We start from the raw sequence: 25,820 nt of genomic DNA, 5'->3' as shown, positions 1-25,820 counted from the left end.
GACGGATTTAAACTGCTTGTGGCAAATGTTAATCCTGGCTGGCGCATCGATCTTGGGTCGCTAATATACCAATATGATCACAATGAACATAATTGATCCATAAGTGTTTGGACGAGCGAATGGAAAAAAGCCTATTTGGATTCATTTGGAAGTACAGTGCTCGCCAGCAGATATTTATCCTCATGGTCACCGTACTTACGTATCCGGTGGTCTATTTCCTGCTAGAATTACCTAAGCTGATCGTCAACGACGCGGTTCAGGGAGACAATTTCCCGCGCGACGTATTTGGTTTCGACTTCGATCAGATCCCCTACCTGGTCCTGCTCTGCCTTACCTTTCTCGGGCTCGTCGTGGTTTCGAACGGGCTCAAGTTCTACCTCAACGTCTACAAGGGGCGGCTGGGCGAGCGCATGCTGCGCAGGCTGCGCTTTGAGCTTTTTCAGCGTGTCTTGAGGTTTCGCCTGCCGCATTTCCGGAAAGTGAGTTCGGGTGAAATCATCCCGATGATCACTTCCGAGGTCGAGGATGTCGGCGGCTATATCGGCGAGGCATTCGCGCTTCCGGCCTATCAGGGCGGCATGCTTATCGTCCAGCTCGGGTTCATCTTCATGCAGGATCCGCTGCTCGGTCTTGCCGCCGTCAGTTCCTACCCGATCCAGGGCTACGTCATCCCGATGCTGCAGAAGAAGGTCATTCTCCTGTCGCGCAAGCGGGTCAAGAACGTACGCGTCATCGCCGACAAGGTGGGCGAAAGCATTACCGGCGTTGCGGAGATACACGCAAATGACGCCGCCGCCTGGCATTCGGCGGACATTTCCGACCGTCTCTATGAGAACTTCAAGATCCGCTACGAGATCTTCAACCGGAAGTTCCTCATCAAGTTCCTGAACAATTTCATGAACCAGCTGACGCCGTTCTTCTTCTACCTGATCGGCGGGTATCTGGTCATCCAGGGCAATCTCAGCATCGGTGCGCTGCTCGCCGTCATCGCAGCCTACAAGGACCTTGCCGGTCCGTGGAAGCTGCTTCTGTCCTTCTACCAGATGACCGCGGATGTCAGCGTCAAGTACCAGACCGTTGTCGAGAATTTCGATCCGCCGGATATCTACGACACCGAACGGTTGACCGCAGACGACGATGTCAGGCTCGACGGTGACGTGAAGTTCGAGCGTGTCAGCTTTTCGGGTGGCGCGGCCGGCCAGGAAGTGATGGACATCTCGCTGACCGTGCCGGCGCAGAGCGAGTGCGCGATCGTGGGGCCGGACGGGTCCGGCCGATCCGAGGTGCTCCAGCTGGCTGCAGGTCTGGTGTCCGCCGCGTCGGGCAAGGTGCTGATCGGCGATCACGATCTGGACAAGTTGAACGACAGCACGCTCGGGCGCGAAATCGCCTATGTCGGGGGCGCCGTTCATGTCTGGACCGGAACGATCAGGGACAATCTCTATTACGGCCTGCGCCACCGTCCGTTGATACCGCCGGAGAGGGACAGCGACGAGGAGAAGAAATACAAGCGCCGCGTGAACGAGGCGAACCAGACCATGAACCCGGTTTATGACCTGGCGGCGGACTGGAACGACTTCGATGCCGCGGGTGTCAGCAACGACGACGAGCTCGACGAAAAGGCGCTTGCCCTGCTGGAGACGGTCCGGCTCGATAATGACATCTACCGCCTGGGTCTTCAGTCGCGGTTGGATCCGTCCATGAACGACGCGTTTGCCGAGAAAATTCTCAACGTCCGCAAGAGCCTCGCCGGACGGATTGCCAACGAGCCCAAACTTGCCGGGCTGGTCGAGCTTTGGCACGCGGACAGTTTCAACGCGAGCGCGAGCCTGGCTGAAAATCTGTTCTTCGCCGTGCCCTCCGATCCGGACATAACGATGGATCAGGTGCCGGAACTCGAAGAGGTCAAGAAGTTCCTGTCCGAGACTGGGTTCGACAAGAAACTGCAAGAGATCGGTCTCAAGATCGCCGAGACCATGCTCGAACTGTTCGCCAACGTTTCGGGCGACAGCGGCTTGCTGGGATCCTACTCCTTCATCAATCAGGACGACCTGCCGGAATTCGAACGCATCGTCCGTATCGCGAAATCGGAACAACAACGGCCCGGATTGTCCGATGCCGACCGCATGAAGCTGACAGGACTTGCCTTCAAGCTCGTTCCGGCCAGGCATCGCCTTGGCGTCATGACCGACGAACTTCGGGATGAGGTCATTGCGGCCCGCAAGAAATTCCTGGACGGCGTCGTAAGCAACAGCGACAGCTTCGTGGCGTTCGATCCGGATGTCTATCTGCCGCCATTGACCATTGAAGACAACCTCCTGTTTGGGCGTGCGCGTGTCGACCGGCGCGATGCCCGCCGCCGGATCGATGACGTCATCCGGACGATTGTCGAGGAAACGGGGCTGCGGCATCCGATCATCTATGCCGGGTTCGGATACCATGTCGGTGTGTCCGGTTCACGCCTTTCGGCCAACCAGCGTCGCCGGATCGCTTTGGTGCGCGGTCTCTTGAAGAACGCGAAGATTACGATCTTGGATGATATTGCGACCGGACTGACCGAGGAGGACAAGGCGTTGCGCGATGCCCTGCGGGACTTCCTTTCCGGAAAAACGTTCCTGTATGGCACTGCGAATGCGGAAATTGCCGCCGAGTTCGACCAGCGCTTCGTTCTGGACCAGGGCCGGATTTCGGATAAAGGGTAGAAAAATGCCGTTTTATGTGGGAAGGCATGGAAACCGCAGCATCCAATTGCATGCCAACAAAAGAATAAGCGGGAACAACAATGACGGCGGGAGCAAGCGATGACGCTAGAAACAGAAGTTGAAGCCCTTCGAAAGGTACCCTTGTTTCATGGCATTGATGAAACCAAGTTGCGTCTACTGGCCTTCATAAGCGAACGGACTGAATACACCTCCGGTGAACGCCTTTGTTCCCAGGGAGAGGAAGGCGATTGCGCCTTTATCATTCTGTCCGGTGCCGCGGATGTTCTTGTCGATACGCCGGAAGGTGAGAAGAAGGTCGCCCAGGTTGCGGAAAATTCGATCGTCGGCGAAATTGCGATCCTGTGCGACGTTCCGCGCACGGCGACGCTGGTCGCCGCCAACAACATGGACGTGTTGACAGTCTCCAAGGATGATTTCTTGAAACTATTGAAAGAATTTCCGGATATTTCATTGGAAGTCATGCGAACATTGGCATTGAGGCTCGAGCGGACGACCCGCGATCTTGCAGATGCCCGCCGGGGGGCTTCCGGTGGTTAGGGAGTGAAACGTGGCAGAAGATTTTTTACTCCGCTGCTGGGGCGTCAGAGGGTCGACGCCCACACCGGGGTCAAGCACGCTGCGATACGGGGGAGAAACCTCCTGCTTTGAAATCCGCGCCGGTGACGCGCTGATCCTGGTCGATTGCGGGTCCGGTGCGCGCAATTTCGGCATGGAACTTTGCAAGGCGAGAGCGCGCAAGTTCGATCTTCTGTTCACGCATACGCATCTCGACCACATTTGCGGGTTGCCGTTCTTCAAGCCGGCCTATGATCCGAATTTCGAAGTCACGGCTTGGGCCGGGCATTTCCAAGACGGAACGAAGCTTGTCGACATAGTCAGCCGCATAATGTCTCCACCGATATTCCCGGTTGCGGCTAAGACGCTGAAAGCGGTGGAATTCAGGTCCTTCACGGCTGGCGATAACATTCCGCGCGACGACGATCTCGTTATCCGCACGACACGCCTCAACCACCCCGGAGGCGCCTGCGGTTACCGGTTCGACTATCACGGAAAATCCATCTGCATCATCACCGACCACGAACATGGCGATCCCGAAGTGGACGACGTTCTTCCCGGGTTCGTGCAGGGCGCCGACATCATGATTTACGACGCCATGTTTACCGACGACGAATACGAGAGTTTCAAGGGGTGGGGGCATTCAACCTGGCAGAAGGCCGTGCAGCTTGCCCGTGTCGGCAATGTCAGGACACCTGTGCTGTTCCACCACGATCCGCGCCGTTCCGACGATGAACTTGACGAGATCGGGCTTGCCGCTCAGGCCGCGTATCCCGGCACGCTGGTCGCCAGCGAGGGCATGGTTCTGAGGCCCTAGGTACAACCTCATTTTATGGGTCCGCACCTGGATCCGGCGACGCTGCCAGTTGAACCTGCACCAATCCACGTAAGATCCTGCCCTGCAATATGTTTGGGGTCGGCAGTGCAGGGGTATCGCAATCCTGCGGCAATCCCGCAAAGTTGACTGGCAACATGGTTAACATTGGCTTGTGGTATATTTGACAGTGTGTTAATGGCTTAGGGTGCTTAGAAGAATTTTTTTTGAGGAAGACAATGCAAAAACTGGGACTGGGCGGCGTGCTGCTAATTGCGAGCATGAGCGCTGCCACGGCTGCGCCGACGACTTTCAATCTTTGGAAACATCCGGGCGATTCAACCAAACACGCCAATCTTTCGAAATCGTTCTCGCTTACCGTTAACGGCCTGACAGGGACTTTCACGGCGGGCGCGTTCATCAATGATCTGGATGCGTCCGGAAGCGATCGGAACATCATCAACAACAACGTCAATGGGTATACGATCGGCGGCCCGAACAACACGCTGAATGCCACCGATGACGCGCGCATCGGCCGGTATTACGGCGGTGCAAGTGTAACCAACAGCCCCGGCGACAACAGCCACCAGGTGGACAGCAGCGGCTGGAGCGATTTCATAACGGCGTCGTTCAGCTACAACGGCGAAGCCGTAGACGTGGCCATGTCCTCGGTTTCCTTCAGCTTTTTCGATGACCGGGACGACTTCCGCTGGGGATATGACCTGAGCGGCGATGGCGCATATGGAGACGGCGATTTTCTGAGCTACCGGCAGGATTCGAACCCGTTCTCTGCCTTCGGTGGTGTCACGAGTTCGCTCTTCATGTTTGGCGCCTTCGATTCCTTCAAGAAGAAGGAGTACGACTTCTGGAAGCTGAAAAGCGTGACGGTTCATTTCGATCCGCCGACCACCGTTCCGCTTCCGGCCGGCGGCGTGCTTCTGCTCAGCGGCATCGGCTTGTTTGCTGTGGCGCGCAGGCGCCTGAAAGCCTGACGGCAGGTGGACGCGGACCAAGTTCAAGGCGGTTCCCGTTCGGGAGCCGCTTTTGTTTTTTGAATGTCGTGAATGTGGCCCGTTAGCCTGGACCGTATAAAAAAACGGCGGCCCAAAATGGCCGCCCAAAAAAACAACACTGCTTTAAAAATTGACCGCTCGCCGATTGCGGGAATGCGGGAATTCCCATGTTGCAAACGAATTACGGTAACGACAGCAAAATTCACGCTGCCTGAAACCGAACAACACGATCAATATCTGTTTACTAGACGCATGCATTAAACGCATGGTCCATATGGACTATATGAGCCCATAAATTTTGAGTTGCAATGCGGTTGCAGAGGTGGGCTGACACAAAACGTTATCGATACCACTTTTGGGGGAAGCGTGGTCGTAACTTCAAAGAAAATCATTGAATTGTCCAACCTGGCAATGGCGGCCTCCGTGGATCCGGGCCAGTGGCAGGTGTTTCTCGACGCCATGTCCGGGGCCATGAGGACACGTGTCTGCACCCAGCTGATCGGCTACGACCAGATGACCAACGCAGCGCCGCTGGCTTGTTCGTCCGGGTACGATCCGTCAATCCTGACGCTCTACGAAACGCATTTCGCGGACAAGAACCCGTTCGCGGCAAATTTTCGGAAATGCGGTATCGGAGAGGCCATCACGTCGCATGAACTGTGCGCGCCCGAGCAGCTCAAGCGAACGCAATTTTACGCCGACATACTCCTTCCCCTTGAGGATCTTTGCGCAGGCGGCGGTTCCATGCTGGCATATGATACAAGCCGCATGTTTCTGATCGGCGGCAACATGCGCGCGAAGGACAAGGAAGGCCACGAAGACGACTGGCTGGATCTTTGCGTCACACTAGCTCCGGCCATCCGGCAGTCGCTCGAAATCAATCGCATGATCAACGGGTTGAAGTTCGAGAAATGGGCATCGGAACGGCATCTGCTCGGTGCGGGGACCGCGATGCTCGTTGTCGACTCCGACTGGGTGCTCCACTATGCATGCCCTGAAGCGCAGCGCTTGCTGGCCTCAGGCAGCCTTATCCGGAGCGACATGTTCAGACGCCTGAATTTTTCATCGCGTGATGTTCACGAGCGTCTGAAGACTGCGACGGGAAAACGGGCAGCGGGAAATCCGCAGCGGTTTGCAAATATCGCGCTTTCCGATCTTACCGGTAGGGAGTGGATTTGCCGGACTATCGGAATGCGCCTTGGAGATCTTGATCAGTCTCCTTTCGGGGCTTTCCTGAATGGCGGCATGGCCGCGACTCTCCTTGCGCTCAAGCCTGCAGGATGTCAGGTCGCCGTGGTCGATACGCTGCGAAGCTCGTTGTCGCTCAGCCATGCGGAAGCCCAGTCGGTGGTTATGCTCGCCGAGGGCTTCACGCCGGCGGAGGTCGCGGAGCAGAGACAGGTCAGCATTCACACCGTCCGCAACCAGATCAAGTCCGCGCTGTCCAAGTCCGGGTGCCGGCGGCAAAGTGAGCTCGTGCAGAAGGTGGAACAGCTGCGGCACTTGGGAGATTTTTGAGGTGCGGCATCACGGACGGTCACATTCACGCGTCCCTTGTTGCGAAATCCGCGCCGAAAGTGGACACTCCGGTCTGTTTTTGAAGCTGGATCGACATGAGATCACTTTCGCAATCACTTCGCTACATCGTGCAGGGCGGACCTCCTGAGACAGGCATGCCCGAAAGGGTCCGGCTGGAGATCAGGGCGCGGGAAGCATCGTCGGAGCGCCTGATAAGTTGGGTGCAACTCGGGCTCGTCCTGTTCTTTTCGGTGCTTTACGCGCTCGCACCGCGAGCCGAGGGAACCGCCGGCTTCAATTTCGTGCCGGTTGCGCTGGGTGCCTACTTCCTGTTTACGGTGCTGCGTCTCGCACTGTCATACAGGTTCGAGCTGCCGCAGTGGTATCTCCTGATATCGATCGGCGTCGACATGGCGCTTCTGGTCGGACTGATTTTTTCGTTCCACATCCAGTACGACCAGCATCCGGCGTTCTATCTGAAGGCGCCGACGCTGATGTATGTTTTTATCTTCATCGGACTGCGCGCGCTCAGGTTCGACCCGCGTTTCGTTCTGACGACAGGGCTTGTCGCCGTTGCCGGCTGGCTGGGACTGGTCTTCTACGCCGCTTTTGCCGACATGGATTCCATGCGCGTCACGCGGAACTATGTCGAATACCTGACCGGCAACTCCATCCTGATCGGTGCCGAACTTGACAAGACGATGGTGATCTTTGCCGTTACGATCATCCTTTCGGTTGCCCTCTACCGCGGACGTTCGATGCTGTTCGAGGCAACGCGGGGACAGGCCGCGGCGAAAGACCTGCGGCGCTTCTTTGCGCCGGAGGTTGCGGCCTCGATCACCGACGCGGACACGTCTCTGGAGGCCGGGGAGGGCAGCTTGCGCGAGGCCGCTATCCTTTACGCCGACATCCGTTCCTTCACGTCCACGTCTGCAACGCTCCCGCCTGAAGTCGTTTTGGCTGTTCTGGCTGAATATCAGAACATTGCCGTTGAAGTGATCAATCAGGAGGGGGGGCGCGTCGACAAGTTTCTGGGCGACGGGATCCTGGCGACATTCGGCGCTGTTCATCCCTCTGAGACCTATGCCGCGGACGCGCTCAGGGCAGCGGAAAAGCTTGTCGGCGGTGTTGCCGAAACTCAGGAGCGGTTCCGCGCTGCCGGTTGGCCCGGAGAACTGAAGATAGGAACGGCGGCGGCTGCAGGAACAGTCACGGTCGGTGTCATCGGATCGAAGAACCGGCTGGAATTCACCGTGATCGGGGATGCGGTCAACCGCGCCGCGAAGCTGGAGGATGCCAACAAGTCCCAGAAATCGGCGTCGCTGACAGACCAGCCCACCTGGGACCTGGCGCTCAGGCAGGGCTACCCTGCCACCCTGTTGGAGGTCAGGCCATGCATGAGCGTGCCTGGCATGAGCCAGCCTGTCGATTTGGTCGTTCTGGCGGATCTATAGTCTGGCCTAAAAAAATGCCTCTGCTGGTTTGAAAGTTCCACGTGACAGTTTGACCGAGATTGGACTTGACGCTCGGGCTCTTCTGAGCGAGTTTAACTCCGAAAATTGACGTTTTCGTCAACCTAAAAGAAAAAAAATAATAAATACAGATATATAAAGCAAAGGATGGGCGCTTGAAACTGGATTCAACACTTTCCGCAATCGTCACCGGCGGCGCATCGGGTCTGGGAGCCGCCACCGCGAGAATGCTGGCTCAGGAGGGCGTCAAGGTCACGATTTTCGACCGCAACGCGGAGCAGGGACGTGAAACCGCCTTCGAGATCGGCGGGGTCTTCGCCGATGTCGACGTCACCAGTCAGTCCAGCGTGGAAGCAGGTTTCGAACTCGCGAGAAAGTCGCATGGCCAGGAACGGATCCTTGTCAATTGCGCGGGCATTGCACCGGTTGCAAAAACCACCTCGCGCGGAGAGCCGCACCCGATGGACATGTTCGAGAAGGTAATCGCGGTCAATCTGGTCGGCTCCTTCAGATGCATCGCGATTGCAGCGACAGGGATGGCTGAACTTGCGCCCGTGACCCCTGACGGCGGGCGCGGTGTCATCGTGTCCACCGCCTCCGTCGCAGCCTTCGACGGGCAGATCGGACAGGTTGCCTATGCAGCCTCCAAGGCAGGTGTCGCCGGCATGACACTTCCCGTGGCGCGCGATCTCTCGAAGTCGGGAATCCGGGTCATGACGATCGCGCCGGGCATATTCGAGACGCCCATGTTGCTGGGCCTTTCGCCGGAAGTGCAAGAATCACTCGGCCAGCAGGTGCCGTTTCCTTCGCGCCTCGGAAAGGCGCACGAATATGCAGGTCTCGTCCGCGCAATCTGCGAAAACGACATGCTGAACGGCGAGACGATCCGGCTCGATGGAGCCATCCGGATGGCGCCCCGCTGAAGACACCGATTTCCGCACCATCTACGCCGCGTCCAGCGTGCGTATCGACGTCGGCGCGCCGCTTCAACCCGCCCGACCGGCGCGCCCATTCTGTCCTCGCGACTGCCATTCTTTTCGTTTGACGCAGCGTTGATAGTGGAACAGGTTGTGCGGACCTGTTGATTTACGGATTTGAAAATGACTGAAAAAATGCACGAGCTGGCGCCTCATCATTTGCCTTTTTTCATTCCCAAGGCAGACGGCAGCGATCAGATGATGCTGACGGTGCTGATCGCGCTGATCGTGATTATTCTGCTGCTGGGAACCTTTTATCTCTACCTGCATTCCCTGCCCGAACGGCTGGCCCACAAACACGGCCGAATTCAATTCGAGCTGGTCGCGGTTCTGGGGCTTCTTGCGCTGTTCACGCATAACCAGATCTTCTGGGTTGCCGCCCTGGTGCTGGCGTTCATTCAATTGCCGGATTTCATGTCACCCCTGGACACGATTGCCAATTCTGCCAACCGGATCGCGAAAAAGTTCGATGGAAAAGGCGAGGTATCGGCCGATGCCTACCTCGAGGCACAGGAAACGTTAAGTGGCGACAGCGGGGAGGAACAGGCGACAGCCGGTCCGGCACAAGAGGGCGGCGCGGAGAGCCCGGTCTCCGAAACCCGCACCGGCGAAAAAGCCGAGGGGGGCCGGACACATGTTTGAAACCCTGTTCTGTTCCATGATCACGATCCTGCCGGACTATCTCTTCCGCAGATACGTCCAGGGCAAACGGATCGGCCACGAGATCACGCTTTATTCCGTCTGGTATGAATTGCGCTACGGCATCGTCTCATGCCTGATGCTGACGATTTCGCTGATCACGCTCATCTTCTATTTCCATCCCTCTTCCGCAAGCGCGGTGTCCACGTTCCGTGTCCTGCCGATCCTGCCGGAAGGCTCGGGGCGGGTGGCCGAAGTGTTCGTTCCCTTGTCGCTCGACACGGAGGTGAAGGCGGGCGATGCGCTGTTCAAGCTGGACAGCAGCCGCCAGGAAGCGGATGTTAACACAGCGAAGCAGCAGGTTGCCGAAATCGAGGGTGAAATCGCGCTCGCACAGGGCGAGCTTGCCGTTGCCAGCGCGCAGGTCGAGCAGGCGGAAGCTGCCTTGAAACAGGCACAGGATGAACTCGACACCAAGCAGGAACTGTTTGAACGCAATGCCAATGTGGTCAGTGAGCGCGACATAGAGAAATTGCAGACAACGGTGGATTCCAGGCAAGGTGCGCTCGCCGCCGCGCAGGCCAACAAGGAACTTGTTGAAACGAAGATCAATGTTGCCCTGCCGGCCAGCCTGGAAAGCGCGCGGGCGAGGCTGCAGGAAGCGGAAGTCGAGCTGTCGAAGATGACCGTCTATGCAGGTGTCGACGGCACGGTGAGCCAGTTCGTTCTCAGACCGGGCGATATCGTCAATCCGCTGATGCGCCCGGCAGGTGTGCTGATCCCGGCGGATTCGCAGCAGGAACGCATCGTCGCGGGTTTCAGTCAGATTGAAGCGCAGGTGATGAAGCCGGGAATGGTCGCGGAAGCCTTCTGCCCCTCGGTGCCGTTTACGATTATCCCCCTCGTCGTCACGGACGTTCAGAACGTGATTGCATCCGGCCAGGTGACCGCAGGCAGTCAGTTGTTCGACACGTCGCAGGCAGCAACGAAACAGGGAACCGTCACGGCGATCCTCGAGCCGTTGTACGAAGGCGGCCTCGACAGGCTTCCTCCCGGAGCCAGCTGTTCGGTCAATGCCTATACCAGCAATCACGACAGGCTGACTTCCGACGAAAACCTCGGGACGGGAGAATTCGTGTTCCTCCACGTTGTCGACACCGTCGGCATTGTCCATGCGATCATGATCCGCGGGCAGGCGCTCAGATACCCGATCACGGCGCTCGTGCTGACTGGACACTGACGCTCACCCGAGCCTGGGCACACGTTGTGCGGCTGCGCGCTGAGGGCGCGCGGTCTTCCCGCGTGAGTCCGTATCCTAAAGCGCTGGTCGATCGCACCAGAAAATATCGTTGTCGACGACGTTGGTTTTGAAAACGACATAAGTGAATGGAAAATCGTGTGGGTTCTCGGTGCTGTGCACCTCGAGCGGTTCGCAGGTCAGGGTCTGGCCCGGATCAAGATTGAACTCCCGACCTTCGATCCGGAAGGTCCCCTTGCCGGACAGGACGTGAAACACCTCCGTGCACGACTTGTGAAAATGCTCATTCACCAGAGTATGCGGCGGAATTTCGACAATCTGGACAAGGCCGCCGTCCATGTTGATGTCCGTGTCCCGCAGCAGGATCTTTTTCCTGTATCCGGGGCCGTTGGCCCAGGCGATGTCTTCGTTACGCACCAGCTTCATGCATCCCTCCCGTTGGTTTCCCCTTGTCCTTCGATGCCCGTTTTGGGCCATTTGGACATTGGAAATTCTACCCAATGAGGGAGTGTTTCAGAAGAAAGTGCCAAAATAGGGCCATGCAACCCTCACGGCACTTCACTGGCCGTGGAGCAACCGGGGCCGGTTCTCAATAGTTTTCAAAGGTAGGACCGAGCCCGTCGCCGTCCTGTTTGGAACGCACAATCGACATTTGTCACTGGAGAAGCGGCCGCGTCCGTCCGTCACCAGTTCAGGATCCTGAGGTGTCATCAAAAAACCGATTTCGGGCTCAACCGAACAAAGGTGGACCGGGTTGCGGAAGCAAGTTTCTCCGAACCCGGCCAGCCCGGTCACTTGTAGCTCACCACTTCGAACTCGATGCCGTCGTCATCGTCGAAATAAAAACGCCGGCCGGGTTCGTAGTCCTGGTGGTTGTGTGTTTCGTAGCCACCGGCCTTTATCCGCGCCTCTGTCGCGTCGAGATCGTCGACAACCACCGCGATATGATTCAGGCCGCCGTGATGGCTGTAGCTTTCACCGCTCACGGGCGTCGTGTCAGTGGAGGGAGAGTAGGCCGCGACATAGCTTGTGTCGTTGCCGATATGGTAGGTCACGCCCCCGTTTATGGCGGCTCCCTGCCATCTTATCTTCCAGCCGAACCATTGCTCCAGCCGCTTTGCAGTCGCCGCCGGATCGGTGACCGTCACGTTGACATGTTCCAGGAAGGCAGTGCTCATGGTGTTGTCCTTTCGGGGTTTGACTCCTCGTGGACACATGAGATAATTCCTCAAGTAAACTTGAGGTCAAGGGTAAAAAGGAATTTATTTGAAAAAGGTTATGAAGGGGACGGATCTTCTCTCGATCGGCGAGCTCGCGGACAGGACGGGCTTGTCAGTATCGGCGATCCGTTTCTACGAGGAAAAGGGGCTCGTTCATCCCGTCAGGAACAGCGGCGGCCAGCGGAGGTTTCTGCGTGCGGACATTCGCCGTCTTTCGTTTGCGCTCGTCGCCCAGGAGTTCGGTTTCACGATCTCGGAGATCGCCACCCGGCTTGCGCAGCTGCCGGAGGGCCGGGCACCGAACAAGGCGGATTGGAGCAGAATGAGCAGGGAGTTCCGGAAGCACCTGGACGACCGGATCGAGAGAATGACCACGCTGCGCGACAAACTGGATGCGTGCATCGGATGCGGGTGCCTGTCCATGAAGTCCTGCCGGCTCTACAACGCAGGCGATGCTGCGGCACGCCATGGGCGCGGCCCCAGGTATCTGCTCGGCGACCTTCCCGACATCGCAAGCCCAGACGAGGGGGGCTAGGGTACAGACCCATAAATGAAGTCAATTTGGTTTGGATCGTTTTGACCAACTGCGAGGAGCGAAAGCGCAGGAAATGTGGTTCATTTTCAAGCCTTTCGCGACGCAGCAGATGGCCAAAACGGCCACACCGAAGGACGGCAAAATGGCTTTACCTCGCAGCGTCACCGCGCTTGACCGGGCATAAAGCCCGTTCTGCACACGCTTCCTCTCGAGATTTTGCCATTTCTGCCGCCAAATCGGCTTCATTTATGGGTCTGTACCCTAGCCATCCCGCCGTCCGGCCCGGTCTGGAGAACGGGCTGAGAAGAGATACGTGAAACACGTCAATGAAAGATGCGCACCGGCAAACCGGTGCGCATCTTTCGGGTTCAAGACAGTCCGCCCGGTGTCATCTGTTGTCCAGCTGGGGACGGACGCGTTTCAGTCCGAGCTGGGTAATCCGGTACGGACCGCTGTTTTTTGAGGCGATCAATCGTTTGTACCTGAGTTTTCGGAACAGTCTCAGCGAGCATCCGCCCCAGTACCATCCGTCACGCGTGACGGTTTCCTGATTGATGATGCGGCCATCTTCGTCTTTCTCCACGATGATGCAGCCACCTTGCGCCAGCAGGTGAAGAACCCGCTGTTCGGCTTTTGATATGTCCATTGTTGAAGTGCCTGAGAAATCGATACAGGTCGACGGTCGCTGCGGCCAGTCGCACGCAACGCCGGTTTGAACTGTCCGGCTATCGTTTAGCCGGGACTTATCGGGACTCCAGTTGTCCGGACATAAAACCTCGCTATCGGGTGGTCCGCGTATCACGGCGAGGGAGCGCGATCAATCTCGGTCAGCGCATTGGCAGGAAACGGAACACTGTTCTGGCCACCTGTTGCGGAATTGCCGCAAAAGTCAGCTGCTTTCCGCGGGCCAGTACCCATTCTCAGGATTCCGTGAGACGGCAATCGCCTTCACGTCCCGCGACCTGCAGGACGAACACACAAGCGTTTCACTGAGAGCCGAGACTTTCTGCTCCTGTGAGAATCGGGACCCGTTCATATATCTGAACCGCCCGCAATTGTGGCAGATGATACCAAGCCGCCGGTCGGATTTTCCCAGAGCTTCGATGGTTGGATCATCAGTAGGGGCGGCTGAGGCTAAAGACATGATTAAATGGTGTGCAAATAGAATTGATTTCCGAGAGGTCTCGGAAATTTAACTTATGTTCCCTAATAATATATCACAACAAATTCAAAAGTAAAACAGCGAAAAACACACATGAATGATCGTTCATGTTGCGAGAAAATATCATTTTTCATCGAATTGATTGGTAAAATCGCCAGTATTTCAGAGAAATATTTGACCGGATAGAAAAAAATATCCGGACAGCCTCTGAATTGCGTCACGAAATGTCTCGCCATTCGACGGACGTGCCGCTATGAGAGGGGAATGAACGTGCTTTCTGATACTTGGATAGATCTTCTCGGATTTTCGGGACTTTTGAATCCGTTTGCGCTGCTGATCGGCGGTTACTTGGGCTGGCGTGCTGACACGCTTCAAAAGCTCTGGATCGTCGGCTTCGCAGCCGCCGCGCTTTCCCTCATGCTCGAAGCTGCGGTCGGCATGCTTCAGATACCGCAACCGATCTCGCAGGACGCGGGCGCGCTGGCAATGTTCCCGTTTCGATTTGTCGGGGGCGCGGCGTTGGGCGGCGCGATGTTCTGGCTGCGCCGGCAGCGCAGGCAGACCTGAAACTCAGTCAGTCTTGCAGCCAGCTGTCGAAAAGCTCGGCGTTCGGACAATTCTTCATGGGACGCTGTGCCCCGTCCGGGTGCGCTTCGAGCCATGTCTTGCAGGCTTCGGCATTGCCGCAGTTGATGCATCTCAGGGCAGCCGACCGCAACTCGGCATCGGATCTGATCCCTGTTGGAATTTTTTCCATGGCACCGATGGTGTCGAGCATTCTGCCCATCAAGCCGGCGCGCTCGTTCAGGCGGTCCATCCAGTTCACGCTGTTTCTCCCTTCACAGCCTTCAGTCCAGGTCAGCCCCAGGTTGTCCGCGAGCAAATCGAGTGGCCAAGTCGGTTTCTCAAGTCATGCAGGCCTGCACAATGAACCGTTAAGGCTCCGGCGGCATTGATCAGGGTCAACTCTGTGCAGGTCGGGCGAATGCGGTCATACTGCAACCTTGCGAATCTCTGCGACTGCGAATGCGAGAGGCGTTGCGATGGTCGAAACGGTAAGCGCGCAACCACTCGCCCTGGCCCAGGGAAGCTCGGTGGCGGCGGTGCGGCTTGAGCCTGGAACCGAACTGAAGGCCAGGGTTGAAGCCAATTTGCCCGGTGGTGTCGTCCGGCTTGCGACTGACGATGCGAAAATTGATCTCAAGATCCCGGTCAAGCTGCCTCCGGGAAGCGATGTGACGGTTTCCGTTTCCGGCGACAGGGCCAGTCCCGTGATCAAGGTGACAACGGCGCAGGCTTTGCCCGCGGATCCCGCGACACCGGTTCAGTTACAACAGCCGCAGCAGACCGCGCCGCCGCCACAACAGCTACTGCCCGGCAGGCCGGCAACCAACGACGTGCCGCTACAGGCCCGGGGTGGAACCGCACAGCCGCCAGCAACCCAGGGCGCGCCGGGTTCGCAGCTTGCGAAAGTCGTACAAGCCGTGCCGGCCCGGGGAAATCTCCCCGTGCAGAACGCGTCGGCGCAACAGGTTCCGCCCAATCCGGGATTTCCCGGGAAGTCGCCGGCAGGTCCGTCGCAGCAACCCGGATCTCCGACAACAGTCACGCCTCAAGGCACCCCACCTGCTGCTGCACCGGGCGCGCAGGGATTGCGGACCGATCCGGGTGCACCCGTTCCCAAGCCGCAAACGGCCTCCGGTTCAGCTCCGCCTCCCGCTTCTGCCAGAACCGGTGCGGGCACAACGGCAACCGTCGCTGCGCCAGCAAGCGGCAATGCCGGTCTGCAGAGCCCGCAGGCGTTGCCTCCGCGCGGTTCGGCGCAGCCGCCGGCGTCAGCACCGGGCGCAACCTCTGCGTCGTCCACCGGTTCAGCCCCGACCGTGCCGGGGGCACCTGCTGCGCTGCAACAGGGGGCGGAAGGCATCAGGCAGGCACCCGTGGCGACACCGGCCAGTCCGGCGTCGGCAGGCACCACCTCGGGGCCCCTTCAGTCCGCAGAAGCAGCACCCGGACCGGCACGGCCCGCTGCGCAGACAAGTCCGGGTGCAGGCGGGCAGACCCCGTCAATTCAACAGCCGCCACCGCGATCGGCACCCGGAACGCCTGCCACTTCTGGAAGTGCACCGGCGCTGGCTTCGGGCGGCACGGCCCCGACGGCCGCTCACACCCGGCAGGTACCTTCTGCACCGGTATCCGGTTCCGTCCCTGCGCAAGCGGCGCCGGGCAGGCCTGCGGTCAGTTCACCGGCCCCGGTACCGGAAAGGGCCGCGCCGGCCCAGGCAAATGCCCAGATAGCCGGCCAACCAACCGGCCAGGCACCTGCTCAGGTATCAACCCAGACACAGGTTTCGGCGACCGGCCCTTTGCCCGCTGGACAGGGCAGCACGGCGGCGGATGTTGTAGCGCCTCAGGCCCGTCCTGCCGCGGGCACGGCAAGCTCAGCTGCGCAGCCGCCGCCGGCCGCAAATCCTGGGGGCGCGGGATTGCCGCAAGCGGGAGAAAGCCTGCGCGTTGCGCAACACCAGCCTTACCAGACACCGAGATCGGGATCTGCGCTGCAGCCGGGAGCGGCTCCGGACCTGAACGCGAGGACGGAGACAAGGCCTGCTCATCAGGTTGCGCGTCAGGCCTTTCAGGCACTCGGCGAACAGCAGTCCGGCCTGGCAAACATCTTCGCACAGGCGGGAAATCTGGTGTCCTTGCAGGCGTCGGGCAAGGTTTCCCTGCCGGACCCCGTCGTGAAGGCGATGCAGCAGATCCTCGGATTGCGCCTGAATACGGGACAGAACCTTTCCGCCGCGGATATGCAGCAGTCCGTGCGCCTTTCGGGCCAGTTCAGGGAGGCAAACGCCGCCTTACCGCGTGGCGCCACACCGGGTGCACAGACGGATCTCAAGTCGGTCCTGCTGTCCTTCCGATCGCTGTTGCAGCAGTTCGGCGCAGACGCACAGGTCACGCGGCCCGCCGCGCAGCCCAAACCGCCTTCGCGGCAGGACCCGCCGCAGGGGCAAGCCCAGCCGGGTTCGAGAGGCTTCCTGCCGGGAAGCACGCCTCAGATCCTGCAGGCCATGCTGAAGGAAACCGACGCGGCCCTTGCGCGCGTCAGGATGACCCAGCTCGTCAACACGGGTCTTGCCGGAGACGACCGTGCCCAGGCGGCGTCCCGCCCCATGGATCTTGTGCTTGAATTGCCGCTGGCCCTTGGTCAGGAAACGGGAATTTTGCAGCTGCAGGTCGGCCGCGATGGTGGCGGACAGTCCGAAGACGGGGAGAACGAGGCTGCCTGGCGGCTCCGGTTCGCGATGGATCTCACGGCGACCGGGCCGGTGGAGGCTGCCGTCAGCCTGAGAGGCGGCGGCACCTATGTCAGCCTTTGGGTCGAACGACCGGCCACCTTCGACAGTCTGAAGGCTCTCGAGGAGACGATGATGGCGTCCTTTGCCGATGCCGGGCTTGATTTGCAGGAGTTTCGGCTTGTGCGCGGGCTGCCCCCGAGGTCGGCCGTCAGCTACGGCACACTTGTCGACAGGCAATCCTGAGGAGGGGACGATGGAGCCGGGAGATAAGCCTGAAAAGAAACTCGCCGTCGCGCTTCGATACGAGAACGAGGGCGCGCCCGTCGTCACCGCGAAGGGTGGCGGCACGATTGCCGAGCAGATCGAAAAACTCGCGCGGGAAGCCGGGGTTCCGATCGAGCAGAACCCGATGATGGCCGAAGCGCTCTCGCAGATCGAAATCGACCAGGAAATCCCGCTCGAACTCTATCAGGCCGTTGCGGTTCTGATCGGCTTCATCATGCGGACGGGAAACGCGCAGAACCCCGGCGAAGGCTGAGAACATTGCGCAGGCCCGCCTCGTGCGCGCGCCGGATGCGTGCCCGGCGTTCAAACACGTCACTTTGTGTGAAAGCTGGCGTGGCACACAAGGAAACCCTTGCAGCCGGCGCAATTCCCGAATAGGTCATCAGGCAGCTAGAAATTCGCGCCGCAGCATTCCTGCCGACCTGCCTGATCGCGCGCGCGAAATCGAACAGAACAGGATTTTTGACGAAGATGACGATTGTCGACGTACGCACACCCGACCCGAAGAAATTCATCAAGGGCGCGACCGGCGATTGGGAGATCGTGATCGGCATGGAAGTCCATGCCCAGGTCACGTCCGAAGCCAAGCTCTTTTCCGGCGCCTCGACAGAATTCGGCAAGGACCCCAACGACAATGTCAGCCTTGTCGACGCGGCCATGCCCGGAATGCTGCCGGTCATCAACGAGGAGTGCGTGCGCCAGGCGATCCGCACCGGCCTTGGCCTCAAGGCGCAGATCAACCTGAAGTCCGTGTTCGACCGCAAGAACTATTTCTATCCCGATCTTCCTCAGGGCTATCAGATCTCCCAGTTCAAGCAGCCGATCGTCGGCGAGGGCAAGATCCTGCTCGACATGCCGGACGAACAGGTCGAGATCGGGGTTGAGCGCCTGCACCTGGAACAGGACGCGGGCAAGTCCCTGCACGATCAGCATCCGAGCATGTCTTTCGTCGATCTCAACAGGTCAGGCGTTGCGCTGATGGAGATTGTCTCCAAGCCGGATCTCAGGTCCTCCGATGAAGCCAAGGCCTATCTGACGAAACTGCGCACGATCCTGCGCTACCTCGGCACGTGCGACGGCAACATGGATCAGGGCTCCATGCGCGCGGACGTCAACGTTTCGGTGCGCCGTCCGGGCGGTGACTTCGGCACACGCTGCGAAATCAAGAACGTCAACTCGATCCGTTTCGTCGGCCAGGCAATCGAATATGAAGCGCGCCGTCAGGTCGGTATCCTGGAAGACGGCGGCGAGATCGACCAGGAAACAAGGCTGTTTGACGCGGTCAAGGGCGAGACACGGTCCATGCGCTCCAAGGAAGAGGCGCACGACTACCGCTACTTCCCGGATCCCGACCTGCTGCCGCTGGAATTCACACAGGCATTCGTCGATGACCTGTCCGGCCATCTGCCGGAACTGCCGGACGACAAGAAGGCAAGGTTCATCAGCGACTACGGGCTGACCGCCTATGACGCCGACATTCTGGTCGTCGAAAAGGCGTCTGCCGATTTCTTCGAGGATGTCGCCAAGGGACGCGATGCGAAGCTGTCTGCCAACTGGGTCATCAACGAATTGTTCGGGCGGCTCAACAAGGAAGGCAAGGATCTTTCCGAAAGCCCGGTTTCTGCCGATCAGCTCGGTTCGATCATCGACCTCATCAAGGCGGGAACGATTTCCGGCAAGATTGCCAAGGACCTGTTCGAGATCGTCTGGACCGAAGGCGGCGACCCGGCGCAGATCGTGGAAGATCGCGGCATGAAACAGGTCACGGACCTTGGCGCGATCGAGGCGATTGTCGACGAGATCCTGGCGGCCAACCCGGACAAGGTCGAGCAGGCCAAGGAAAAGCCGAACCTTGTCGGCTGGTTCGTCGGACAGGTCATGAAGGCCTCCAAGGGCAAAGCCAATCCGCAGGCCGTGAACGATCTTCTGAAACAGAAAATCGGTCTGGAATAGTCCATGGCCGGTGCAGGCGATCCCTCCACGGTGGCGCTTCCCATCAAGGGGGCCTGCCACTGTGGTGCGGTGACCTTCGAAATGTCGGTGCAGCCCCGCCATGCGGTCGCGTGCAATTGTTCGATCTGCCGGAGCCTCGGCACGGTGTGGGGTCATGGCGGCCCGGGGACCATTGTCATCAGCGCTGAACCGGACGCCACGATCAGGTACTCACGGGGCGAACGCCAGCTTGCCTTTCACACCTGCAAGATCTGTGGATCGACAACCCATTGGGAAGCCATTGCCGGCGATGCGAAAGGGCGAATGGCGGTCAACCTGTGCCTCGCACCGCCTGGAACGATCGAAGCCATCGGTCTGCGTCATTTCGATGGCGCGGAAACATGGTCGTTTCTGGACTGAAACAGCTTCGAACCGGTCGTCAAACACCAACGCATATGTCAAAAACTTGGCTAATTGTTTAGCTGGCTGCCCTTTTTCTGAGCGATGTAGCAGCTGAGATCGCCTCGGATAGACGTTTAGCGGCGCAGACCACTCTCTTTCCTGTTTGGCATGCGCGTTGCAACGCAACCCCAAAACCATAGTGGGTTGGGGGCGTCCTTGAAGACATACGAATTGCCGGACCGGTCGCAGTGGCCGATCTGAGATTTTTTGAGATCTATCGGAATCCGGAATATCTCTGGCTGCTCTTTCAGGGCGCACTGGTCAGTGGGCTTCTGACAATCGGCGGAGGACTTTTCGGCTTCATTGCCGCGCTTCTTCTCGCCGCATGCCGGCATTACCGGATCCCGGTCCTGATGCAGTTGGCAACGGCATGGGTCGAGTTCATCCGCAACACCCCGCTCATCGTTCAGATGTTTTTCATCGCGTTCGGATTGCCGCTCCTGTTCGGCTACCAGTGGCCCTTCTGGGGACATGCCCTGCTGGCGCTGTCCGTGAACTTCTCCGCCTATTTCGCCGAAATCCTGCGGGCCGGGCTGGCATCGGTCGATGCCGGGCAGGGGGAAGCTGCCGACTCGCTCGGCATACCGAGATGGCTGAGCTTCATCAAGGTCAGCCTGCCGCAGGCCGTGGCAGCCATGTATCCGTCGCTCAACAGCCAGTTCATCTTCCTGTTCCTGACGACGGGCGTGATTTCGGAAATCGGTGTGACCGACCTGACCTGGGCCGGTGTCTTCATCGACAGCCGCAGCTTCCGCTCGTTCGAGGTCTTCTTCACCCTGACCGTGATCTACGTGCTCATGTCGCTGATGTTCAAAACCGCGCTGCGTCTCATGCATGACCGTCTGTTCAAGTGGAAGGTGGTGCGATGAAGGACCTGTTTGCCGAGGTCTTGGGAAAACCGTTCGGGATCGTCCTCTACCAGCTGTTGGATGCGACCCAGTTCACCATCTACCTTTCGCTGATCGCCTTCCTGGGCGGTGGTGCCATCGCCATGATCATCACCGCCGCGCGGGTCGCACCCGGTCGCTTTCTGTCCGGGCTGTCGACGGCCTACACCTGGCTGTTTCAATCCGTTCCGTTGCTGATGCTCCTGTTTCTATTGGGGCTCGGCGTTCCGCATCTTTTTTCTCTCAGGATCGACCCCTGGACCGCTGCCGGAGTGGCGCTGACGCTTTATACCAGCGCCTATCTGGCAGAGGTCTGGTGCGGTGCCATCTTCGCGGTTCCCGGCTCGCAGCACGAGGGCGGCAAGGCGCTCGGCCTGACGCTGTTCCAGATCATGATCCTCATTATCCTGCCGCAGGCCGTCCGCCTGGCGATCGCGCCGACGATCGGTTTCATGGTGCAGATCATCAAGGGCACGTCGCTGGCCTATATCATCGGCTTTCATGACCTGATGACGGTTGGCAAACGCTGGGCGAATTCGCCCGTGCCGGGCACGCAGCCATTCGTCATCTACCCGCTGATGGCAATCATCTATTTCAGTCTCTGTTTTCCGTTGTCCGTCTGGTCGCGCCGCCTGGAAAGGCGGCTCGGCTCGGCATCTTCAAAGAGCGGGGGCAATGCCGCCGCCTGAAAAATCGCGCTTGTTCAACCAAAAAGGAGGGTCGCGAAATGTGGAAGAAACTAACTGGTCTTGGAGGAGCCCTTCTGTCGGCTGCTCTGGTCTTCGCCAGTCCGGCAACGGCTGAGCTGAAGGACATTCTGCAGTCCGGAACGATCAAGATCGCAACACCGGAAAACTTCCCGCCATTCGGGTCGCTCGGCGCGGACGGCGAATACGAGGGATACGACATCGACGTCGCCAAGATGATCGCGGAAGACCTGGGTGTCGAGCTTGAACTGGTGCCGGTGACCTCGAAGCAGAGGATACCGTTCCTTGAGACCGACCGGGTCGATCTCGTGATCTCGACCCTCGGCGCCAATCCGGAACGGGCCAAGTCCATCTGGTTCTCGCATGCCTATGCGCCGTTCTTCTCCGGTGCCTTCGCAAAGCCGGATGTTTCCGTTGCATCGATAGCCGACTTTGCCGGCAAGAAGATTGCCGTCACCGGCGGCACGCTGGAAGATCTTGCGATCACCGAGGATGCGCCGGAAGGGTCTGAAATCATTCGTTTCGGTGACAACGCCGCGACCATCGCCGCCTACGTGTCAGGCCAGGCCGACGTCATCGTGACGGGCAACATGGTCGCGCTCGGAATTGCGAATGACAATCCGGATTTCAATCTCCAGACCAAGTTCATCATCGCGAACTCCCCGTCCTATATCGGGGTGAAGACCGGAAACATCGACCTCCTGCAGTGGGTGAACGTGTTCGTTCTGCACAAGAAGCTCAACGGCAAGCTCGACGAGCTTTCCAAAAAGTGGCTGAAGACACCCCTGCCGCCGCTGCCCGCGCTCTGACGCCAAGTGAAGACGACGGAGAGCGCGGTTTTCGCCCGCGCCCTCCGGCCTTCAGATCCGTTTGAAGGGTTACAGGCAATCGGAAATCATGTATCCCGCTTGCCATGACCGTATTGCAATCCTCTCATCGCGAGACCGACATCCCCTTCTACGCGACGCCGCTCGGCGTCTGGGGCATCGTCGCCTTGTGGGGTGCCCTGCATCTCCTGTTGCGGGCTGTGTCGACGCCGGTTCTCGGCACCGACGACATGTTTGAAAACGTCCTCGTTCAAACGCTTGAACCCGGCTACATGCTGCGCCAGCCGCCGCTCTACGAATGGCTCCTCTGGTCTGCGCAACAAGTATTCGGCCCGACCATCTGGGCCGCGCTTTTCGTCAAGTACAGCCTGATTTCCGTCGCCGCCCTGTTTCTCTTCCTGATCGCCCGCAAGGCGATCCGGGCACCGCGCCTGGCTGCTCTGTGTGCCTTTTGCTATTCGCTCTACTATCAGTTCGGCTGGAACCTGCATGAAGGTGTCACGCACACGGTGGTGCTGACGACGGCCTGCGCGGCAAGCGCCTATTTCTTTATCAGGGCGCTGGAGACCGGCCGCCTGTTATTCTACGTGCTGTTCGGCGTGGCGGCCGGGGCCGGGCTGATCGGCAAGCATTCCTATCCGATATTTGCGCTCGCCCTTCTACTGGCTGCCGTCAGCGACAGCGCCTGGCGTCCCCAGATCCGCCTCTCGGGTCTGGTGCTTGTGCCCGTCGCCGCGGCAATCGTTTACAGCCCCTATGCGTTCTGGATCCTGACGGAAGGCCTGCAACTCTTTGCTTCGGTCTCCAAGACGATGGGCGTTGCCTCCGAGACATCGCATGTGGCACGGGCCGGCGAAGGCCTTGGTAAGCTTGCGTTCGGCCTCATTGGCTTTTCCGTGCTCCTTGTGCCCGTTTTGTTGCTGCTTTTTTGGCCGCGCTATCTGGGAAGGATGGAGGCCGCATCACCGGCGGTGAATGACGTGGCCCGGCTTTGCGGGCGCACTGTTGTCGCCATGATCCTGCTGACCGCGGTCATGATCACCGTCACCGGTGCAACCTACGTAAAGGAACGGCACATGCATCCCCTGATGCTGCTGTTGCCGATCTATCTGTTCGCGGATCTTGAGCGGTTCGGATTCCAGCGGCAGTGGCGCTGGCTGGCAACCATCGCTGCCGTGACGGTTGCCGTCGTGTTTCTTGCCCGCATTCCCGGCCTTGTCGCGCCCGACCGGTTCTGGTGCGGCGGCAAGTGCCGGCACATGAAGCCCTATGCCGATATCAGGCAGCCGCTGGCCGGGCTTGGCGCGGACAGAGCGACGCTTGTTGCGGACAACGGCTACACGGGCGGCAATCTTCGGGTGCTCTTTCCGGATGCCCGCGTCGTCACCGCGGCGATCCCTGCGCGCGTGCCGCCGCGCGAAAAATGCTTCTTTGTCTGGGAACATGGCGACCGGGAGCCGGAGACACCTGCAGATCAACGTTTTGCCGAAATCGCCTTCGGTAGTCCCGGGGCACCCGTTTCTGCGACTTACCTGACGGGCTCCTGGCCACATCTTTGGAAGGAGAACGGATGGCGCACCACCTGGTGGGGCGTTGCCGAACTGGACCCGCAGGAACCGCTCTGCCGGTAGTCCCGGGCGTCAGTTTTGCTTGACCAGAAGCATTTCGGCCTTCATGTCGAGGAACCGGCCGAGATCCTTGTGACCGTTCTGGAAACTGGAACACCAGATGCGGCCGATCCCGGAAACTTCGAGAAAATTGACCTGAAAGGCGTTTGAATGCCCGACATGTTCGAGGTCGTCCCAGCTGACCTTCTTGTTCCGCATGAACGGGCTGTCGAAGTAGATCGCGTTCCTGTCATATCCGAAGCGGACGAAGAACACCTGATAGACGACAAACAGCGTCAAGGCGAGAAACACCGTGGTGACGACGAAGGCCAGGGCGATGTGTTTGGCCGGCGCGTGTGCCATGGCGTAAACAACAAGCAGCGACAGCGGCACGAGCGCGGCTGCAATCCACTTGCTGGCAAGGCTGTAGGTGAGAAAGCAGACATGGCCCCTGGTGTGTCCGTCCGGGCGCGCGACTGCGGACAGGCCCCAGACGGAGGCCGCGCTCACCACACCGCTTCCGACAGGTATTGCCCAACCGCCCAAGTCAAACATGTGAGGCCATATCCTCGTGAAAGGTTCCAATAGCCGGGTCTTGTCTCCTGCGATCCGGCTTGTTGCGATGAAACACTATGGATGCGGCTTTAAATCTTGGTACATCAGGTAGGACGAATTTGATTCAAATCTTAGCGAAGAGGCACGGCGGTGTATCCGGCCCGTGAAACGCCTGCCGGATCTTTGCCGGACGTCATCGGAGACACGAGGAAAGTGGATACAGACATAAAGATCGAGAAGGCGGAGCCCGACCATCTGCAGGCCATCGTCGCCATCATCAATGCCGGTGCAACGAGCATCCGTCGGGACAAGGAATTCGAAGGCTGGCAGGACTACCGGCCGGCATTCGACGCGCTCGTCGCAGCTCCCGAGGTTGATATCTATGTTGCCCTGAATGGTGCGGGCGAGGTGGTCGGCACCTACCAGATCCACTTCCTGAAAGGTCTTGCTTTCCGGGGACGCCCGAGGGCCGAACTTGAATCGGTGCACGTGCGGTCCGATCAGCGGGGCAAGGGCGTTGGCCGCCTGATGATGGCGCATGCCGAAGATCTGGCGCGTGCACAAAAGGTCTGTATGGTCCAACTCACGTCCAATCGGGAGCGCGAGGGATCTCATCACTTCTATCGCCGGCTCGGTTATGACCAGAGCCATCTCGGTTATAAGAAGATGCTGATCTGACGTCCACGCTGGGCGCGCGCCGCCTGTTGCATTCGGCCCCGCCATGCCACTTGCTCCGATGCGCCACACAGTCGGAAAAATGAGATGGCGGGGCAGCCAGATCACGGAGATCTGGCAATCTGCTCCTGCATGCTGACTGACTGGGGTCAGAAGAGCTCTAGTTGCTTCGCGTCCAGGTTTCGCCCTTGCAGATAAGGCCGCCCATGACACAGCCTTCGAGCTTGAGCTTGTTGGCCGATGTCAGCTCGATCAAGCCCGTGTAAGTCTTGCCGTCTTCCGCATTGTAGACCTTGCCCTTCCATTGATCGGCCTTTTTGGTCGGCTTCATCGACTGCACGATCTGGACCCCGACAAGCGGACGGTCACGTTTGGAGGCATCGGGATTGGCCGTATCGTTTCTGGGCGTCTTCAGCCAGATCAGTTTGCCACAAAGCGCATTCCCGCATGACGTGATGCGGATCTTGGACGCGCCGTTGGGTCTGACCCAGTCACCCTCGGCATCGCCCGCGAGCGAGGCCACCGCACTCATCGAGACTATTCCCGCGGCGCACAGCGCAGCGGTCAAAATGGACTTCGGCATCATTCCTCCCCAGATTATACCTTCCGTTTACGAAAACGGAAGGTAGCGGCTTGAGTTCGGGTTGAAAACCCGTCACCCAAGGTCATGTCAGCAACTTTTTTGCCGGAGGGGCAGG

At 59.1% G+C, this 25,820-nt stretch carries 25 protein-coding genes and 1 pseudogene; 20 read left to right on the top strand and 6 right to left on the bottom strand.

What is annotated here, in order from left to right:
* Window positions 1–182: 182 nt before the first annotated feature.
* From ACO08A_RS00690 to ACO08A_RS00650, 9 genes are all read left to right on the top strand, one after another.
* A complete protein-coding gene (locus ACO08A_RS00690) occupies window positions 183–2,702 on the top strand; it encodes an ABC transporter transmembrane domain-containing protein (RefSeq protein ID WP_422039367.1) in 2,520 nt (839 codons plus the stop codon).
* Between the two features lie 99 nt (window positions 2,703–2,801).
* Complete coding sequence (locus tag ACO08A_RS00685; protein WP_421982280.1) at window positions 2,802–3,260, top strand: cyclic nucleotide-binding domain-containing protein; 459 nt, start codon at window positions 2,802–2,804, stop codon at window positions 3,258–3,260.
* A gap of 10 nt (window positions 3,261–3,270) precedes the next feature.
* Window positions 3,271–4,095 (top strand): MBL fold metallo-hydrolase, encoded by an 825-nt coding sequence (locus ACO08A_RS00680; protein ID WP_422039366.1) that lies wholly within the window; start codon window positions 3,271–3,273, stop codon window positions 4,093–4,095.
* A 236-nt stretch (window positions 4,096–4,331) separates the two neighbouring features.
* Window positions 4,332–5,084 (top strand): VPLPA-CTERM sorting domain-containing protein, encoded by a 753-nt coding sequence (locus ACO08A_RS00675; RefSeq protein ID WP_422039365.1) that lies wholly within the window; start codon window positions 4,332–4,334, stop codon window positions 5,082–5,084.
* 417 nt (window positions 5,085–5,501) lie between these two features.
* Window positions 5,502–6,623 carry a helix-turn-helix transcriptional regulator gene (locus ACO08A_RS00670; protein WP_422039364.1) on the top strand — a complete coding sequence of 374 codons (1,122 nt, stop codon included), beginning with the start codon at window positions 5,502–5,504 and terminating at the stop codon, window positions 6,621–6,623.
* A 155-nt stretch (window positions 6,624–6,778) separates the two neighbouring features.
* On the top strand, window positions 6,779–8,077 hold the full coding sequence (locus tag ACO08A_RS00665) for an adenylate/guanylate cyclase domain-containing protein (protein WP_422039363.1): 1,299 nt from the start codon (window positions 6,779–6,781) through the stop codon (window positions 8,075–8,077).
* A gap of 173 nt (window positions 8,078–8,250) precedes the next feature.
* On the top strand, window positions 8,251–9,018 hold the full coding sequence (locus ACO08A_RS00660) for an SDR family NAD(P)-dependent oxidoreductase (protein ID WP_422039362.1): 768 nt from the start codon (window positions 8,251–8,253) through the stop codon (window positions 9,016–9,018).
* Between the two features lie 177 nt (window positions 9,019–9,195).
* A complete protein-coding gene (locus ACO08A_RS00655) occupies window positions 9,196–9,714 on the top strand; it encodes a hypothetical protein (protein WP_422039361.1) in 519 nt (172 codons plus the stop codon).
* Window positions 9,707–10,951 (top strand): HlyD family secretion protein, encoded by a 1,245-nt coding sequence (locus ACO08A_RS00650; protein ID WP_422039360.1) that lies wholly within the window; start codon window positions 9,707–9,709, stop codon window positions 10,949–10,951. Before ACO08A_RS00655 ends, ACO08A_RS00650 begins: the two co-directional genes overlap by 8 nt.
* A 75-nt stretch (window positions 10,952–11,026) precedes the next feature.
* On the opposite strand, the gene ACO08A_RS00645 is transcribed toward ACO08A_RS00650, so the two are convergent.
* A complete protein-coding gene (locus ACO08A_RS00645) occupies window positions 11,027–11,395 on the bottom strand; it encodes a cupin domain-containing protein (RefSeq protein ID WP_422039359.1) in 369 nt (122 codons plus the stop codon).
* A gap of 365 nt (window positions 11,396–11,760) precedes the next feature.
* Entirely contained in the window at window positions 11,761–12,147 is a 387-nt protein-coding gene (locus ACO08A_RS00640) for a VOC family protein (protein WP_422039358.1), read from the bottom strand.
* 100 nt (window positions 12,148–12,247) lie between these two features.
* Here ACO08A_RS00640 and soxR point away from each other — a divergent pair, with 100 nt between their 5' ends.
* Window positions 12,248–12,724 carry a redox-sensitive transcriptional activator SoxR gene (gene soxR, locus ACO08A_RS00635; RefSeq protein ID WP_422041838.1) on the top strand — a complete coding sequence of 159 codons (477 nt, stop codon included), beginning with the start codon at window positions 12,248–12,250 and terminating at the stop codon, window positions 12,722–12,724.
* A 388-nt stretch (window positions 12,725–13,112) separates the two neighbouring features.
* Here the strand turns inward: soxR and ACO08A_RS00630 are convergent, their stop codons facing one another.
* Window positions 13,113–13,370 (bottom strand): YjhX family toxin, encoded by a 258-nt coding sequence (locus ACO08A_RS00630; protein ID WP_422039357.1) that lies wholly within the window; start codon window positions 13,368–13,370, stop codon window positions 13,113–13,115.
* A gap of 780 nt (window positions 13,371–14,150) precedes the next feature.
* Here ACO08A_RS00630 and ACO08A_RS00625 point away from each other — a divergent pair.
* Window positions 14,151–14,453 (top strand): phosphatidylglycerophosphatase, encoded by a 303-nt coding sequence (locus tag ACO08A_RS00625; protein WP_422039356.1) that lies wholly within the window; start codon window positions 14,151–14,153, stop codon window positions 14,451–14,453.
* 7 nt (window positions 14,454–14,460) lie between these two features.
* Here ACO08A_RS00625 and ACO08A_RS00620 read toward each other — a convergent pair whose 3' ends face one another.
* Window positions 14,461–14,703, bottom strand: a complete 243-nt coding sequence (locus ACO08A_RS00620; RefSeq protein ID WP_422041837.1) for a DUF6455 family protein — start codon at window positions 14,701–14,703, stop codon at window positions 14,461–14,463.
* A 226-nt stretch (window positions 14,704–14,929) separates the two neighbouring features.
* Here ACO08A_RS00620 and ACO08A_RS00615 point away from each other — a divergent pair, with 226 nt between their 5' ends.
* The 8 genes and pseudogenes from ACO08A_RS00615 to ACO08A_RS00580 all read left to right on the top strand — a co-directional run bounded on the left by ACO08A_RS00615 (window position 14,930) and on the right by ACO08A_RS00580 (window position 23,916).
* Window positions 14,930–17,428, top strand: a complete 2,499-nt coding sequence (locus tag ACO08A_RS00615; protein ID WP_422039355.1) for a flagellar hook-length control protein FliK — start codon at window positions 14,930–14,932, stop codon at window positions 17,426–17,428.
* Window positions 17,334–17,621 (top strand): annotated as a pseudogene (locus ACO08A_RS00610) (EscU/YscU/HrcU family type III secretion system export apparatus switch protein); the annotation flags it as partial. The gene ACO08A_RS00615 and the pseudogene ACO08A_RS00610, both read left to right, overlap by 95 nt.
* Before the next feature lie 320 nt (window positions 17,622–17,941).
* Window positions 17,942–19,423 (top strand): Asp-tRNA(Asn)/Glu-tRNA(Gln) amidotransferase subunit GatB, encoded by a 1,482-nt coding sequence (gene gatB, locus ACO08A_RS00605; protein WP_422039354.1) that lies wholly within the window; start codon window positions 17,942–17,944, stop codon window positions 19,421–19,423.
* A gap of 3 nt (window positions 19,424–19,426) precedes the next feature.
* Window positions 19,427–19,822: a GFA family protein gene (locus ACO08A_RS00600; protein ID WP_422039353.1), complete on the top strand. Its 396-nt coding sequence runs from the start codon at window positions 19,427–19,429 to the stop codon at window positions 19,820–19,822.
* A 230-nt stretch (window positions 19,823–20,052) separates the two neighbouring features.
* Window positions 20,053–20,733: an amino acid ABC transporter permease gene (locus ACO08A_RS00595; protein ID WP_422039352.1), complete on the top strand. Its 681-nt coding sequence runs from the start codon at window positions 20,053–20,055 to the stop codon at window positions 20,731–20,733.
* Entirely contained in the window at window positions 20,730–21,440 is a 711-nt protein-coding gene (locus ACO08A_RS00590) for an amino acid ABC transporter permease (RefSeq protein ID WP_422039351.1), read from the top strand. Before ACO08A_RS00595 ends, ACO08A_RS00590 begins: the two co-directional genes overlap by 4 nt.
* Window positions 21,441–21,478: 38 nt before the next feature.
* Entirely contained in the window at window positions 21,479–22,267 is a 789-nt protein-coding gene (locus tag ACO08A_RS00585; protein WP_421982301.1) for a transporter substrate-binding domain-containing protein, read from the top strand.
* Between the two features lie 104 nt (window positions 22,268–22,371).
* Window positions 22,372–23,916: an ArnT family glycosyltransferase gene (locus tag ACO08A_RS00580; RefSeq protein WP_422039350.1), complete on the top strand. Its 1,545-nt coding sequence runs from the start codon at window positions 22,372–22,374 to the stop codon at window positions 23,914–23,916.
* A 9-nt stretch (window positions 23,917–23,925) separates the two neighbouring features.
* Here ACO08A_RS00580 and ACO08A_RS00575 read toward each other — a convergent pair whose 3' ends face one another.
* Window positions 23,926–24,447 (bottom strand): hypothetical protein, encoded by a 522-nt coding sequence (locus ACO08A_RS00575; RefSeq protein WP_422039349.1) that lies wholly within the window; start codon window positions 24,445–24,447, stop codon window positions 23,926–23,928.
* Window positions 24,448–24,660: 213 nt separating this feature from the next.
* Here ACO08A_RS00575 and ACO08A_RS00570 point away from each other — a divergent pair, with 213 nt between their 5' ends.
* A complete protein-coding gene (locus ACO08A_RS00570; protein ID WP_422039348.1) occupies window positions 24,661–25,125 on the top strand; it encodes a GNAT family N-acetyltransferase in 465 nt (154 codons plus the stop codon).
* A gap of 157 nt (window positions 25,126–25,282) precedes the next feature.
* Here ACO08A_RS00570 and ACO08A_RS00565 read toward each other — a convergent pair whose 3' ends face one another.
* Window positions 25,283–25,705 (bottom strand): DUF2147 domain-containing protein, encoded by a 423-nt coding sequence (locus ACO08A_RS00565; protein WP_422039347.1) that lies wholly within the window; start codon window positions 25,703–25,705, stop codon window positions 25,283–25,285.
* Window positions 25,706–25,820: the final 115 nt, after the last annotated feature.

It is taken from the genome of Roseibium sp., from assembly GCF_965232425.1.
Classification (GTDB): Bacteria; Pseudomonadota; Alphaproteobacteria; order Rhizobiales; family Stappiaceae; genus Roseibium.
This window is presented reverse-complemented; position numbering and strand designations above follow the sequence as displayed.

Excerpts from the sequence above, each read along its gene's own strand:
- ACO08A_RS00690 (WP_422039367.1), top strand. The coding sequence starts at position 183 with ATGGTCACCGTACTTACGTATCCGGTGGTCTATTTCCTGCTAGAATTA.
- ACO08A_RS00685 (WP_421982280.1), top strand. The coding sequence starts at position 2,802 with ATGACGCTAGAAACAGAAGTTGAAGCCCTTCGAAAGGTACCCTTGTTT.
- ACO08A_RS00675 (WP_422039365.1), top strand. The coding sequence starts at position 4,332 with ATGCAAAAACTGGGACTGGGCGGCGTGCTGCTAATTGCGAGCATGAGC.
- ACO08A_RS00665 (WP_422039363.1), top strand. The coding sequence starts at position 6,779 with ATGCCCGAAAGGGTCCGGCTGGAGATCAGGGCGCGGGAAGCATCGTCG.
- ACO08A_RS00655 (WP_422039361.1), top strand. The coding sequence starts at position 9,196 with ATGACTGAAAAAATGCACGAGCTGGCGCCTCATCATTTGCCTTTTTTC.
- ACO08A_RS00650 (WP_422039360.1), top strand. The coding sequence starts at position 9,707 with ATGTTTGAAACCCTGTTCTGTTCCATGATCACGATCCTGCCGGACTAT.
- ACO08A_RS00645 (WP_422039359.1), bottom strand. The coding sequence starts at position 11,395 with ATGAAGCTGGTGCGTAACGAAGACATCGCCTGGGCCAACGGCCCCGGA.
- ACO08A_RS00640 (WP_422039358.1), bottom strand. The coding sequence starts at position 12,147 with ATGAGCACTGCCTTCCTGGAACATGTCAACGTGACGGTCACCGATCCG.
- soxR (WP_422041838.1), top strand. The coding sequence starts at position 12,248 with ATGAAGGGGACGGATCTTCTCTCGATCGGCGAGCTCGCGGACAGGACG.
- ACO08A_RS00630 (WP_422039357.1), bottom strand. The coding sequence starts at position 13,370 with ATGGACATATCAAAAGCCGAACAGCGGGTTCTTCACCTGCTGGCGCAA.
- ACO08A_RS00625 (WP_422039356.1), top strand. The coding sequence starts at position 14,151 with ATGAACGTGCTTTCTGATACTTGGATAGATCTTCTCGGATTTTCGGGA.
- ACO08A_RS00620 (WP_422041837.1), bottom strand. The coding sequence starts at position 14,703 with ATGGACCGCCTGAACGAGCGCGCCGGCTTGATGGGCAGAATGCTCGAC.
- ACO08A_RS00615 (WP_422039355.1), top strand. The coding sequence starts at position 14,930 with ATGGTCGAAACGGTAAGCGCGCAACCACTCGCCCTGGCCCAGGGAAGC.
- gatB (WP_422039354.1), top strand. The coding sequence starts at position 17,942 with ATGACGATTGTCGACGTACGCACACCCGACCCGAAGAAATTCATCAAG.
- ACO08A_RS00600 (WP_422039353.1), top strand. The coding sequence starts at position 19,427 with ATGGCCGGTGCAGGCGATCCCTCCACGGTGGCGCTTCCCATCAAGGGG.
- ACO08A_RS00590 (WP_422039351.1), top strand. The coding sequence starts at position 20,730 with ATGAAGGACCTGTTTGCCGAGGTCTTGGGAAAACCGTTCGGGATCGTC.
- ACO08A_RS00585 (WP_421982301.1), top strand. The coding sequence starts at position 21,479 with ATGTGGAAGAAACTAACTGGTCTTGGAGGAGCCCTTCTGTCGGCTGCT.
- ACO08A_RS00580 (WP_422039350.1), top strand. The coding sequence starts at position 22,372 with ATGACCGTATTGCAATCCTCTCATCGCGAGACCGACATCCCCTTCTAC.
- ACO08A_RS00575 (WP_422039349.1), bottom strand. The coding sequence starts at position 24,447 with ATGTTTGACTTGGGCGGTTGGGCAATACCTGTCGGAAGCGGTGTGGTG.
- ACO08A_RS00565 (WP_422039347.1), bottom strand. The coding sequence starts at position 25,705 with ATGCCGAAGTCCATTTTGACCGCTGCGCTGTGCGCCGCGGGAATAGTC.